At 46.3% G+C, this 12889-nt stretch carries 12 protein-coding genes; 8 read left to right on the top strand and 4 right to left on the bottom strand.

Annotated elements, in window-relative coordinates; translation table 11 throughout:
- Nucleotides 1-2 precede the first annotated feature (2 nt).
- The 6 genes from F0265_RS15425 to F0265_RS15400 all read left to right on the top strand — a co-directional run bounded on the left by F0265_RS15425 (nucleotide 3) and on the right by F0265_RS15400 (nucleotide 7934).
- Nucleotides 3-3068, top strand: a complete 3066-nt coding sequence (locus F0265_RS15425) for an efflux RND transporter permease subunit (RefSeq protein WP_171749562.1) — start codon at nucleotides 3-5, stop codon at nucleotides 3066-3068.
- Between the two features lie 71 nt (nucleotides 3069-3139).
- The gene (locus tag F0265_RS15420) at nucleotides 3140-3679 is read left to right on the top strand and encodes a winged helix-turn-helix domain-containing protein (RefSeq protein WP_171749561.1); all 540 of its coding nucleotides are present in this window, start codon (nucleotides 3140-3142) and stop codon (nucleotides 3677-3679) included.
- A gap of 13 nt (nucleotides 3680-3692) precedes the next feature.
- Nucleotides 3693-3911: a Lar family restriction alleviation protein gene (locus F0265_RS24715; RefSeq protein WP_064487415.1), complete on the top strand. Its 219-nt coding sequence runs from the start codon at nucleotides 3693-3695 to the stop codon at nucleotides 3909-3911.
- Between the two features lie 114 nt (nucleotides 3912-4025).
- The gene (locus F0265_RS15410) at nucleotides 4026-5507 is read left to right on the top strand and encodes an FMN-binding glutamate synthase family protein (RefSeq protein ID WP_171749560.1); all 1482 of its coding nucleotides are present in this window, start codon (nucleotides 4026-4028) and stop codon (nucleotides 5505-5507) included.
- Between the two features lie 271 nt (nucleotides 5508-5778).
- Complete coding sequence (locus F0265_RS15405; RefSeq protein WP_171749559.1) at nucleotides 5779-7356, top strand: FAD-binding protein; 1578 nt, start codon at nucleotides 5779-5781, stop codon at nucleotides 7354-7356.
- A gap of 2 nt (nucleotides 7357-7358) precedes the next feature.
- Nucleotides 7359-7934: a hypothetical protein gene (locus F0265_RS15400; protein ID WP_171749558.1), complete on the top strand. Its 576-nt coding sequence runs from the start codon at nucleotides 7359-7361 to the stop codon at nucleotides 7932-7934.
- 48 nt (nucleotides 7935-7982) lie between these two features.
- Here the strand turns inward: F0265_RS15400 and F0265_RS15395 are convergent, their stop codons facing one another.
- On the bottom strand, nucleotides 7983-8291 hold the full coding sequence (locus F0265_RS15395; protein WP_171749557.1) for an AzlD domain-containing protein: 309 nt from the start codon (nucleotides 8289-8291) through the stop codon (nucleotides 7983-7985).
- The gene (locus F0265_RS15390; RefSeq protein ID WP_171749556.1) at nucleotides 8281-8994 is read right to left on the bottom strand and encodes an AzlC family ABC transporter permease; all 714 of its coding nucleotides are present in this window, start codon (nucleotides 8992-8994) and stop codon (nucleotides 8281-8283) included. Before F0265_RS15390 ends, F0265_RS15395 begins: the two co-directional genes overlap by 11 nt.
- Nucleotides 8995-9100: 106 nt before the next feature.
- Here F0265_RS15390 and F0265_RS15385 point away from each other — a divergent pair, with 106 nt between their 5' ends.
- Complete coding sequence (locus F0265_RS15385; protein ID WP_171749555.1) at nucleotides 9101-9970, top strand: LysR substrate-binding domain-containing protein; 870 nt, start codon at nucleotides 9101-9103, stop codon at nucleotides 9968-9970.
- Nucleotides 9971-10080: 110 nt separating this feature from the next.
- On the opposite strand, the gene F0265_RS15380 is transcribed toward F0265_RS15385, so the two are convergent.
- Entirely contained in the window at nucleotides 10081-10950 is an 870-nt protein-coding gene (locus F0265_RS15380; RefSeq protein WP_171749554.1) for an MBL fold metallo-hydrolase, read from the bottom strand.
- Nucleotides 10951-11060: 110 nt separating this feature from the next.
- Between F0265_RS15380 and F0265_RS15375 the strand changes: the two genes are divergently transcribed.
- Complete coding sequence (locus tag F0265_RS15375) at nucleotides 11061-11966, top strand: LysR family transcriptional regulator (RefSeq protein ID WP_171749553.1); 906 nt, start codon at nucleotides 11061-11063, stop codon at nucleotides 11964-11966.
- On the opposite strand, the gene F0265_RS15370 is transcribed toward F0265_RS15375, so the two are convergent.
- Nucleotides 11935-12756, bottom strand: coding sequence for an alpha/beta hydrolase (locus F0265_RS15370; protein ID WP_171749552.1), 822 nt, complete (start codon nucleotides 12754-12756; stop codon nucleotides 11935-11937). The genes F0265_RS15375 and F0265_RS15370 overlap by 32 nt on opposite strands.
- Nucleotides 12757-12889: the final 133 nt, after the last annotated feature.

Below are 12889 nucleotides of genomic sequence, written 5' to 3'. Positions count from 1 at the left end.
ACATGGATGTGTTTGTTAAAAAACCTGTGTTTGCGATTGTCATTTCATTGGTGATTACAATCGCAGGGTTAATGGCATCTTCTCGATTGCCTATCTCTCAGTTTCCTCAAATTGAGAGCTCATCTCTGATTATCACGACAGAATACGTCGGGGTTTCGTCTGACGTGGTTAAAGGCTTTATTACTGAGCCAATTGAAAAGGTCGCGATGAGTGTACCTGGTGTTGACTATGTTGACTCCTCGACCACCGCGGGCGTGAGTAAAGTAACCGCGTGGCTGAAACTGAATGAAAACAGCACGGATGCACTTGCAGAGCTGAATTCAAGGCTTAGCCAGATAGCGTATGAATTGCCTGAAGGGGCACAAGACCCGAGTGTCTCAGTGGCTCGTGTTGATCGACCAAGTGCGACCTTCTACCTGAACGTCTCAAGCGAAACCATGGATCGACCGGCGCTGACTGACTATCTGGAACGAAATGTGACGCCATGGTTCGCGTCGATTGAAGGTGTGCAAAGTTCAGATGTATTAGGTGGCCGTAAGCCTGCAATCCGAGTTTGGCTGAACCCTCTAAAAATGGCGAGCTTGAACATCGGCGCGCAAGAGGTTCATCAGGCCCTGAACGATAACAATGTTATCGCGTCGCTGGGCAGTGCGGAAAATGATGTTCAGAACATCAGCATCATGAGTAATGCCCTGCAGCGGGATGCAAAGGACTTTCGAGATCTGATCATCAAGAAAAATGGCGATACAGTGGTTCACTTGGGGGACATAGCCAGAATAGAAATGGGTGAAGACCGAGGCTCTGACACGGCGCGTCTTGACCTGAATGAGTCTGTCTTTATTGGCATTGTCACTTCTCCGGGGTCAAATGAAATCACAATTGGTGACGAGTTATACCAGCAGTTGGCTGTCGTTAACGAGCGTTTACCACAAGGCACAGCGATAACGATTGGTTATGATGGTACTTTGTACATGCGTGATGCACTGCGTGAAATTTTTACCACGCTGGCGGAAACAATACTCTTAGTGGGCATTGTGATCTTGCTGCTGATGGGGTCGTTCCGCACCGCATTAGTTCCTTTGATCACGATACCGATTTCCATTTTGGGCAGTGTTGCTGCGATGGCAATGGCGGGCTTTTCACTCAACCTTTTGACCATTCTAGCCATCGTCCTATCTGTTGGCCTTGTCGTCGATGATGCGATTGTTGTGGTTGAAAACGTTGCTCGCCATATGCGCAGTGGGAAAGGGCGTATTGAGGCTGCCTTGATCAGCTCACGTGAGTTGTTGCGCCCGATTTTCTCCATGACGATCACACTTGCACTCGTGTTTGCGCCAATAGGTTTTGTTAGTGGTCTATCCGGTGCTTTGTTCAAAGAATTTGCGTTCACGCTTGCGATTGCGGTGTTGTTCTCTGGCGTGGTCGCCATTACGTTGTCACCTATTATGAGCGCCTATGTGTCGCCAGAAAAAGGCCAAGAGGGCAAGCTGACACAGAAGATCAACTCTGTATTTGAGCGTTTATCGACGGCTTATGAGTCTGCATTACGTGGTGTCTTTGTTCATCGCAGAGCGATGCTGTTTTCAGCGGTTGTGTTGTCATTGCTTACCGTTCCTTTCTATTTGTTGTCCCAGAAAGAGCTCGCACCGGTTGAAGATCAAAGCTCTATCTTTGTAATTTCAGAAGCGCCATCAGGTGGAGCACTGGAATATAACAATCGGTACATGCAGCAGGCTGTCGGCTCAATTTTACCGATGGAAGGTGTGGACATCGTCTGGCAAACCGTGACTGAGCAAGGTGGTTTCAGTGGGATTAATTTTGTTCCCTATGAAGAGCGTGCTTACTCGGTGTCGGATATGCTGCAGAACATTTACTTTACGTTAAAAGATGTTACGGGTCTTCGCGTTTATCCAACCATGCCGAAGCCATTGCCTACTGCGGGACAATTTGATGTAGAAATGGTAATTCAATCTCAAGACAGTTACGCGAACATGCTTCAGTACGCGTATCAACTGCTTGAAGCCGCGCAGCAAAGCGGAAAATTCATGTTCGTCGATACCGATCTGAAAATTGATATGCCACACGCTCGGCTAAACTTCGACAATAAGAAAATGGTGGATCTTGGCCTGACAACCAAAGCAGTGACAGACCAAATTTCATTAATGGTGTCTGAACAAGAGGTAACGCGTTTTGACAGCAACGGGAAAGCCTATCGAGTGATTCCTATGGTCGATGTGCAGTCTCGCTCAACCAGTGAATCACTGCTTGATCTCCAGATCAAAACGCCCGCAGGAGACTTTGTGCCTCTAAGTAGTGTCGCATCGCTGGAGCAGACCGTTAATGTACGCAGCATTTCAAGATTCAATCAGCTCAACTCATTCCGAATCTTAGGTGGATTGGTCCCTGGAGTGACTCCGGATCAAGCGCTTACTCTACTGGAACAAACCGCGAGTGACATTTTGCCGAAAGGTTACCAAGTCAACTATGCAGGCAGTAGTCGCCAGCTAAGGCAAGAAGGTAACAGCCTGTTTACCGTACTGGCTGTGGCATTGTTCGTTGTCTATATGGTGTTGTCGATTCAATTCAACAGCTTCCGCTCACCTCTGGTTGTATTGTTAGGGTCAGTACCTTTGGCGTTAGCTGGTGCAATGTCGTTTGCTTTTCTCGGGCTGACGAGTATGAACATCTATGCCCAGATTGGCTTTATCACCTTAGTCGGGTTGGTGGCTAAAAATGGCATCCTCATTACTGAATTTGCCAATGAACTTCAACATCAGGGCCACCAGAAACTGGAAGCTGTCATTCAAGGGGCAAAGATTCGTCTAAGACCCATATTAATGACGACCGCAGCAACGGTTTTAGGGCATTTCCCGCTTGTACTGGTGACAGGAGCCGGGGCAGAAGCACGAAACAGCATAGGCATCATATTAGTCGCAGGCATGATTATCGGCACCTTGTTTACCTTGTTCGTGTTACCCGCTGTGTACCTTGCTATCGCTGAAGATTTCAATAAAAACAAAGTCAGTGAACCACAGCGAACGCTGACGACAGAAGCTAACGCTGTATAGCAAACTGGACGGTAGGTAATGGTTTCCTACCGTTCTTTCCCATTCATTTACTTGTGCTAGGTTAAATTGCGATGGAAAGAGTTTATAACATTGGCAATCAATTTCTCTTTAGGCCTAAGAAAAACACGCTGAGCTACATCGAAGGCGACGATAGCGACATCCTTTTAGGTTCAAACGAATGTCGTTTACTGGATTACTTTGTCGAGCATAGTCATCGAACGATTCAGCGTAAGGAGTTAATCGAAGTGCTCTGGATTGAGCGAGAGATTTTTGTCGATAGCTCCAGTTTGACTCAATCAGTATCGACGTTAAGAAAAGCGCTCAACGACTCTACTAAGTCTCCAGCCTTTATCAAAACAGTTCCGAAGTCTGGTTACGAGTTTATTGCGTCAGTCATCACGTTAAGTGCAGTCAATCCGTCAGAAGCTAGCGAGTCGAGCAACGAAAACAGCCAGACTGAAAAGCGTGAAAACCGAGGTATAAAAGGTATCGCCCAGCCTCAGTTTTTGGTGGTGAACTCAATACTACTGCGCTTCGAATTCTTCATTCTTGCATTGTTTTTGCTGTTCGCGTTTAAGAGTACTGCAGCGGAAATACTCAACATTCTGTAATCAAAGGTTGAACATGAACTTAAAACCCTGCCCATTCTGTGGAAGCACGCATTTGGTAAAGGAAATGAAGCCGAGCGCGTGGAACTCTAACGAGCTGGAACACCATATTATTTGCAATGATTGCGCAAGCAGTGGCCCAGTTTACATTTGGAATACCAGAGTTGAAGACCAAGGTTTACGATCGGAAAAGATGCCGGCGAGAAAACAGAGCGTTTTAGATCAAGTTACTTAATCACGAATTGAAACCGCTAATTGATTGAAAAAATTCAAATTGCTCCAGATCGTCAACTATATTGATGAAGACGGTCTATACAAATAGAAAATGCAAAGACTACTGGAGCATAAAATGGGTGAATTTTTTGTCATCGGGATCGATCTATTCTCAGGGCTTTTCATTATCGCGATTGGGCTTGGTGTAATCAGTGTTTTGTACATGTACGTTGCAGACAAACGCCAGCACAAACATGCCATTCGACACAACTATCCTGTCATTGGGCGTTTTCGCTACTTGTTTGAGAAACAGGGAGAGTTCTTCAGGCAATATTTCTTTGCTATGGACAGAGAGGAAATGCCATTCAATCGTGCAGAACGTAGCTGGGTATACAAAGCAGCGAAAAATGTTGATCGTACGATAGCTTTCGGCTCGACCCGCAATCTGGACGCGACGGGCACCATCATGTTTATGAATTGCGCGTTTCCCACGTTAGAGGAAGACGCTGTATCCCCGGCTGCGGTCACCATCGGTGAAGGTTGCCGAACGCCTTATACCACGTCATCGATTTTCAATATCTCCGGAATGAGTTTTGGTGCCTTATCAAAGCCTGCGGTTCGAGCCTTGTCTAAAGGCGCAAAGATCGCAGGATGCTGGATGAACACGGGAGAGGGTGGCTTAAGCTCGTATCACTTGGAAGGTGACTGCGACATTGTGTTTCAGATCGGGACAGCTAAGTACGGTGTTCGCGATCAAGATGGTCAGCTCTCTGATGACAAACTGCGAGAACTGGCCGCACATGATAATGTAAGAATGTTTGAGATAAAAATCAGTCAGGGAGCGAAACCGGGCAAAGGCGGCATGCTACCCGGGCGCAAAGTTACTGCTGAAATTGCTCAAATTCGTGGTATCCCTCAGGGGCACGACTCCATCAGCCCAAACGGACATAAAGATATCCGTAATGTGGGTGATTTACTTGATATGATCCATCGTATTCGAGAAGTGACGGGTAAACCCGTTGGCTTTAAAAGTGTCATTGGCTCACAAGTATGGTTCAAAGATCTTCTCGATGAAATAGAAAAGCGAGGCCATGACAGTGCCCCCGATTTCATTACGATTGATAGCGCTGACGGTGGTACCGGAGCCGCGCCTCAACCACTCATGGATTACGTTGGGCTGCCGTTAAAAGAAAGTCTGCCTCTAGTAGTAAATTTACTTAATGAGCGTGGTCTAATCCCGAGAATTAAAGTGGTTGCCTCTGGCAAGCTCATTACGCCTTCCAAAGTAGCTTGGGCGATCGCTCTAGGTGCCGATTTTGTTGTTTCTGCTCGAGGCCACATGTTTGCACTGGGCTGTATTCAGGCGCTGCAATGCAATAAAGACACGTGTCCGACAGGCATCACCACTCATGACGTGCGCCTGCAACAAGGATTGAACGTTGAAGACAAAATGGAGCGTGTCGCAAATTACAACAAATACATCCACTACGGTATTGGCCTGATCGCTCACTCATGTGGCGTGACCAATGCACGCGATTTAGCTCGCGAACATATCCGCATTGTCAAAGAAGACGGATTATCAGTCGCGCTGGATGAGTTGTACCAACATCACCGATAGCCTCAATGTGCTCATTGTGTAAATGAGCACACTCTCTTTCTCTCATGAACTTCCATTCCATAAATCACTTTTGCCGTTTTTCTTGTTGTATTTACCTGGTCAATATGAATGTTGTTACCTACTTGTTTTTGCTGAATGCATTCACCCCGCAGATATGTGTGTTGTTTGATATTTAAGCTGCTGAGATAATTCTGCTCCTAATTGAAACAGCAGACAAAGCTATCGAGTAACTCCTTGATAGCCGTATTATTCACCAGTAAAGGAGCTACACGTGTCATCTGTTGTGGAACAGGTTGATTTGCATCAGCCAATCGAACTGCGCAGTGGCCTTGGCCATCATTCACGCATCGTCCCGCAAATTCTTCAGCCTCAAAATGGTATGGAGCTGCAACAAGTTATTGAACAGGCGTATTTAAAAAAACTGCCTGTTTATCCTGTCGGGAAAGGCAACAACTGGGGGTATGGTTACAAAACGCCTGCCAGTGATGGTTGTACGTTACTCGATCTTAGCGGCATGAATCGAATACTGAGCTTTGATGAAGAGCTTGGAGTTATTGAGGTCGAGCCGGGTGTAACACAAGGTCAAGTGTCTGGATATCTCAAACATACGCCATGGATGTTGGATTGCACGGGAGCAGGGCCAGATACCAGTCTGATGGGGAATATATTAGAGAGGGGATTTGGTCATGGTCCTGTTGGTAACCGAAGCCAGCACTTTACGATTAGCGAATTAATCTTAGCCAGTGGCAAGGTGATGAAGCTAAATCAGAGCGCGCGATATTGTGGTCGAGCGGGCCTTGCTGCCAATCTTCACGAGTTGTTCACTCAGAACAATATCGCAGTGATCAGCAAAATGAAGTTCGAACTGATGTTTAGGCCAGAAGCGAGCTTGCGTTGTTTAGTACGCCTTAAAAGTGCGAATGATTTATCTGCCTATATCGATATCATGCGCCGCCTGAAATCAGAAGGCAGCATTGATGGTTTGCCTCACTTAGGTAACACCTACCGAATGCTCACCATGATGGAACGATTCGATTTTACCAAATGGAGCACGAGTGATGGTGCGAACCAAGCGGATATTGAATCGCTGTGCAACCAATACAACTTATCTCCTTGGTCAGGTGCGTTTGTGATCACAGGCACTACGGCAGTAGCAAAAGCTAAAGCCGCACGTGTAAAAGCACTGCTTAAACCCATCGCTAAAGTAAATGTAGTTAGCTTGGCAAAGCTGAAACAAATGAACCAAATAGCAATCAGTGCCAGTCGTTTGCTTGGGAGCTTGCCCGTGTACCGGCGTTTGCAGAGTAGTCTCAATGATTTTACTGAGATGATGGCGATGCTAGAGGGGAACCCTAAAGATTTGGCACTCAAAGGTTGTTATTGGCGCTATCGCGGAAATATTCCGGAAAAAATGAACCCAGTGGAAGACGGGGCTGGCTTTTATTGGGTTGCACCTACGTTGCCGATGGCGGGCGAAGACGTTGAAAAATGTATGCGTTTGTCACAGCAAGCCTTCGACAAAGCAGGGTTTGAATTTGGTGTCACGTTAACCGCCGTCAATGCTTACCTGTGTCAGGCGATTATCAGTATTTACTACGACTCAGGTAATCCGGATGAAGTTACCAGAGCGACAGACTTAGTACGTAAATTGCGCGCCTTATATCGACGCTACCAGTGGCCGTGCTATCGACGTGCCGTTGATGAAATGCCGTTCAATAGTGACTTCGAGCTGGAGCAAGACGCATTAGAACTGCGCAGCCGTATTAAAGCCGCGTTTGATCCCGATGACATTGTTTCTCCGGGCCGTTATCAGATGGCGGTTTCTTACCAATTTTCGGAGGACAGTTAAGAATGATCTTACCGAGCAAACGCCTTTCCAGAGACAGTGATTTTCTGGAGTTTGCCAAGCACTATCAATCCATATCAGGCAATACGAGCAAGATAGAGCAATTGAAGAGCCGAACGTGTGTTCGCGCGTTTTACGACTCAAAAGGAGAGATGTGCGCAGGGTATACCGTCAACTGCGACAACCCTTTGGTTTATATCGCGGATTTACCAAAACACATGGAAGCTCACCCTCTCCAACACGCGACGGAAAACATTGTTGAAGGTGGAGGGCTTTGGGTAGAGCGAGAACTATCTGATTTTGAGCGCGGTTTTGTCTTTATCTATGCCAGCTGGGACGCGTATCGTATGAAGAAGCGCTACTTCATGTCAGGTGCCCGCAACCCAAAAGTCGCTGAAAGACAAAAGTATATTTACCCCAATATCCTGTTTGAAGGCCCAACTGAGAAATTTGATTATGTCTGTATGCTTTACTGCCGGCGTCAGTATATTCTGTTCCAGATTGGGCTCTTCATTTCGCGATACTGGATTGTCCAACCGATTAAAAAATGGTTTAGAAACCTGAAAGCAGCGACGACCTGACTCCAATGGAAAGAGCCTTAAATAAGGCTCTTTTTCTACCTAGTGCCGCTAAAAAGTTCTCGTTAAAGCTGCCAGCACAATACCAAGGGTGATGGATGTCAGAGGTCGTTTAAAGGCCAGTGTGCCAATAGCCGTCACCAGCAAGGCGACCTTAGCGCCCATGTCTCCGGTAATAAGCAGTGGCGCTATAATCGCTACTAACACTGAACCCGACATAGCGGCGATAAACTGCTGAACGCGCTGGCTGATGGGAATGTAAGACATCACATAGATGCCACCCCAGCGAGTAATAATGGTGACGATGGTCATAACCGCTATGATCGCCAGGGTGCCTAGATCCGTTGTCTCAATGTTCATTTTTCTTTTCTCCTACAAGCACACCAGCAATGCCTCCGGTTAAAGCACCAACAATCACGTGAGCGTTCTCTGGCAGATACAAATATGCGGCAATGGATGAGAGCGCCGCAGACGCCCAGATAATGTAAGTGCCGTTGTCTTTATTACCCTCAAGCACCATGGTAAGCAGGAAACACCCCATGACCATATCAATGCCATAAGCGGATGGTTTTTGAATCGCGTTACCAAAATAAACGCCGATCCAAGTGCCGATAATCCAGAAAATCCAAATCGCGAGACCGCCACCAAACAAAATGCCTAGCCCTTTCGAGTGCTCGTTGTTAGCAAACGCCTTCATCGACATCGCCCAGTTGGCATCTGAAGCGAGTAACATCACGCCGTAACGTGGCAAAGCCTTCATGGTTTTAATGTGAGGATACAGTGTGGCGCCGATAAGAAGGTGGCGGGCATTGATGGCAAATACCGTGATAGCTAAAGGAAAAACAGGGACATGCGTTCCCCACAGATCTAACGCGCCAAACTGAGATGCGCCAGCAAAAACCAGCGTGCTCATCCACAAAGAAGAAGATTCGCTCAGCCCGACCTGAACGGCCGCCAGACCAAATGCAGTGCCAAAGACTACAACGAATATTGAGATCGGCAGTAAGCTGATGAAGCCTTGTTGTATGGATTGATACTCTAGTTTTAATTCTTTTTCGAGCATGGAGTTAGCCATTTTTATGAGTGATGCAAAGTGAATCAAACAGTAAACTGGAATGATGAAATCGAAAAGCGCATAATTCAGAAATAATCCATTCGAAAATCGAATAATGAATAATCAAGATCTTCAAATTGACTGGTTAAAGAGTTTTGTAGCCATTGTTGACGCGGGCTCTTTGTCTAATGCCACGGCAAGTGTCCATCGTTCACAATCTGCTGTGAGCATGCATCTGAAAAAACTGGAAAATGCGACGGGTAGGAGGCTTATCGTTAGGGGTAGTCGAAGCATCGACTTAACTGAAGAAGGTCAGGTGTTGCTGGGTTATGCTAGACGCATACTCGATTTGCATTCGGAAGCGCAGGCTGCTTTTCATGGTAATGAGTTAGTCGGCCAGGTGAAATTAGGAGTGCCCGAAGACTATGCTGCTGAGTATTTAACTCCCATATTAAGAAACTTTGCTTCTCGCTTTGCGGGCGTTGAAATCGAACTTGATTGTGAGCAGTCCACTTCATTGATTCCTAGAGTTGAAAGTAACGATCTGGATTTGGCTTTGGTTTCAAGAGATAACGCCAGTAGGGGGACACTGCTTTTTCAGGAGCCCATGGTCTGGGTTGGAGCGCCACAATTTGAAGTTTGGCGCAGAGAAACTCTGCCTATTGCTGTTTATGAAAGCTCAAGTCTCGCAAGGCGCAGTGCAATCAATTCTTTGGCTCAGCATGGCAGGCCTTATAAAGTGGTTTACAACAGCTCCAGTGTTGCTGGACAAATTGCAGCAGTTGAGAGCGGGCTTGCTGTAGCGATGTTTACCCAGTGTAGTGTGCCCGAGCATCTTGAAGTATTGGGGCACGAACATGGATTGGGCCCATTGGAGCCAATGGAAGTCGCTGTTTATCGTAGCAAAGCATCAAAAGGCTCCAGAGCCGTAGACTATCTTCATGATTTGCTGGTCAAGACGTTGAAAACAGCGTCTGTTCGCTAAAATCGATAGAGTGCGGGAGAGATTGAAATACGCTTGATTTTCAATTATCTCCGTTGATGTGGTGGTGCTGAAGCACCAACCACACATTGTTTCTTACCATAAATTGCTTCTTACCACTCCATTTCTCCCTTATGGACTTTTGCTCCAATGCTGAGAGCAACAGGCAGCGCCGCATCTCCATATTTCTCATTCATTTTTTCAATCAACTGCTCGCTGTTCTTGGTCGTTTTCTTAGCTTGCTTAAAGTCCTGAAGATATTGCTGAGAATATTGAACGGAACTCACGTTTAACTCAGTGCCTGAGATCATATGGCCCGGGACAACGATTTCTGGTTTCAGTGACTGAATTTCCTTCAGTTGTTTAGACCAAAGCGTTTGGTTGTTATCGCTTTGGGCATCTGCCATCCATAGGTGGAGGTTCGTGCCATATATTGAAACGTTACCCAGTACGGCTTTTTCTGATGGAATCCAAAGATAAGGTCGGTGGGCAATATCTCCATCAGTGTCATGAATCTCAATGGTATGGCCGTCAATGGTTAAACTAGAGGCGGTGTATGCTGTAGGAATATAAGGTGTTACCGGAGCGTTATCGCCCATGCGCGGCGCCCACACCTTAAGTTTGGTCGGCAGTTTTTCCTCGATAACTTTTCTTACAGCAGGCGTTGTAATGATTTGCGCTTCTGGGAACAAGCTATGCAGTACTTCTGCACCAAAGTAATAATCTGGGTCCGCCTGGCTAATAAAGATCGTTTTCAAGGTTTTACCTGTATCCAGCACTTTGGCTGCAATGCGAAGTGCATCTGCTTTGGTGAATCCAGTGTCGATAACCATAACCTCAGTTTCGCCGATAATGAGCGTTGAATTAACGTAGAAACTGTTTTGATCAGCGTTGTAAACATCAAAAGTGAGGTTTGATTGCTCAGCTGCCAAAGTATTCGTCGCGATCAGCATCGAAGCAGCAAGTAGGGTAAGTCTTTTCATCGTTCTCTCCATTAACAGGGCTGTGTTGGGACAAGAGGATGATAGGAAATTGACCTGACCGGAAAAATACCTCAAAGTTAACAACATTGTTTCTTAAATCGAACATATGGATGGATAGACTTACCGCTGCTAAGGTATTTGTCGATGTCGCACAGTCGGGCAGTTTTACTGCCACAGCAGATAGGCTGGATATGTCGAGACCAATGGTCACTAGGTACGTTGAAGCGATGGAAGACTGGCTTAGTGTGCGGCTTCTACACCGGACGACTCGAAAAGTGTCTCTGACCACCGCAGGGGAATCTTGTCTCAAGCAGGTCGAACAATGGCTGGAGCAGGCTGATAAGCTAACCGCGACAACGGACACTGGTGATGAACTAACAGGAACGGTGAGAGTTGCGACCAGTATGTCATTTGGCTTTTCTCAGCTCATACCTGCGATTGCTGCGTTTATGAAGTTGCATCCCAAGGTCAGTATCGATATCGATCTTCAAGATTCAGTGACAGATATGGCAGACAGCCAAATTGATTTGGCAATCAGAATCGCGTCTAACCCAGATCCGTCTTTGATTGGCAAGCCGATAGCCGTATGTGACTCCGTGATTGTTGCCTCTCCGAGTTATGTTGAGCACATTCAGGTGAGTAAACCGGAAGATTTATCGCGACTTCAGTGCTTAGGGTACAAAAACTTCCAACGTCATGTTTGGCATTTGAGTAAAGGTGACGAGCACAAAGCGGTGGAAGTGCATTGTCAGCTAACCGCGAATGAGGCTACCGTGCTATTGCATGCAGCACTTAACGGGGCTGGTTTAGCGGTTCAGCCTAGGTACTTAGCTGATGAACATTTATCGAGTGGTAAGCTTGTGCAAATACTCCCTGAATGGCGGCCACAGCAGATGAAGGTGTATGCCTTGTATTCTTCCCGAAAGCACTTGTCACCGACGGTAAGAGCTTTAATTGATTTTCTACAGAGTGACTTCGAACAAACTAAATGGCAAACAACGCCAAAATCTTCTTAAAGATAACATTGTCAGGTGACGCTAAAAGTCTAGATACAGTGTAGTGGTTGTGAGTATCCAAATTGTGGAATTCACTTTCTACCTTCACTGCTTCCAATTTTGCGAAATAGTGTTCAGATTGACGAATAAACTCGTTGGTTTCATTTCCTCCGACTGCAACCAGGGTGGGTGGAAATCCTGCGACAGGTGAAAAGATAGGGCTTGCTTCAATTTCTTCCATAGTTAGGTTTAATGAGTCGTTAAGGTACGAGTCTTTCACTTTGGTGAGATCGTACACACCGCTTAACAAGGCCAAACCTGAAAGTGAGTTCTCTTCCGAGCAAATATGTCTGTGCTCTGCAATCTTGGATGCGAGAAACGCCCCCACTGAGTGACCACAAATGACGATGTTATCTGCGTTGCCATTCCAATTGTGTATATGGGATTTCACCCAATCAAAAGCGGCTAGGTTCTGATCGATTATTTGCGCGACTGACACAGATGGCGCTAGGTCGTAATTGATTAGTACGACAGTGCAGCCTGCATCTACAAATGGTTTAGCTAAATAGCTGTATTGACGTTTATCCAGTGCACGAAAATATCCGCCATGGATGAAGAACAATACAGGAGCGTCCGGCGTATTAGCTGGGAAAACATCCAGCTTTTGTCCGGGTGTCGGGCCATATTCAATATCCAAACTACACGTTAAGTGCTGTCGGGCGAGAGTGCTTTGCCATTCATTCTTCAGTAAATGCCATCGCCCGAATGGATGACGTTGACGCAGATTAAATTCGTGATCGTAATTTGGCATAACGCTTTCGCTATTCACTATCCGTAGGGCGTGCGAGGGAGAAGTTACTAATGTGTTTCAATTTAGCAGGAGCAATAATCGCTGTATATGATGAGATGAAATTCCGCAAAAAAAGTAAGCAGCGACATTGTCG

Origin of the sequence: Vibrio sp. RE88, assembly GCF_013113835.1 — a bacterium.
GTDB lineage: Bacteria > Pseudomonadota > Gammaproteobacteria > Enterobacterales > Vibrionaceae > Vibrio.
This window is presented reverse-complemented; position numbering and strand designations above follow the sequence as displayed.

What these genes read in the sequence shown, in the direction of transcription:
- F0265_RS15425 (WP_171749562.1), top strand. Translation starts at nt 3, where the DNA reads ATGGATGTGTTTGTTAAAAAACCTGTGTTTGCGATTGTCATTTCATTG.
- F0265_RS15420 (WP_171749561.1), top strand. Translation starts at nt 3,140, where the DNA reads ATGGAAAGAGTTTATAACATTGGCAATCAATTTCTCTTTAGGCCTAAG.
- F0265_RS24715 (WP_064487415.1), top strand. Translation starts at nt 3,693, where the DNA reads ATGAACTTAAAACCCTGCCCATTCTGTGGAAGCACGCATTTGGTAAAG.
- F0265_RS15410 (WP_171749560.1), top strand. Translation starts at nt 4,026, where the DNA reads ATGGGTGAATTTTTTGTCATCGGGATCGATCTATTCTCAGGGCTTTTC.
- F0265_RS15400 (WP_171749558.1), top strand. Translation starts at nt 7,359, where the DNA reads ATGATCTTACCGAGCAAACGCCTTTCCAGAGACAGTGATTTTCTGGAG.
- F0265_RS15395 (WP_171749557.1), bottom strand. Translation starts at nt 8,291, where the DNA reads ATGAACATTGAGACAACGGATCTAGGCACCCTGGCGATCATAGCGGTT.
- F0265_RS15390 (WP_171749556.1), bottom strand. Translation starts at nt 8,994, where the DNA reads ATGCTCGAAAAAGAATTAAAACTAGAGTATCAATCCATACAACAAGGC.
- F0265_RS15385 (WP_171749555.1), top strand. Translation starts at nt 9,101, where the DNA reads ATGAATAATCAAGATCTTCAAATTGACTGGTTAAAGAGTTTTGTAGCC.
- F0265_RS15380 (WP_171749554.1), bottom strand. Translation starts at nt 10,950, where the DNA reads ATGAAAAGACTTACCCTACTTGCTGCTTCGATGCTGATCGCGACGAAT.
- F0265_RS15375 (WP_171749553.1), top strand. Translation starts at nt 11,061, where the DNA reads ATGGATAGACTTACCGCTGCTAAGGTATTTGTCGATGTCGCACAGTCG.
- F0265_RS15370 (WP_171749552.1), bottom strand. Translation starts at nt 12,756, where the DNA reads ATGCCAAATTACGATCACGAATTTAATCTGCGTCAACGTCATCCATTC.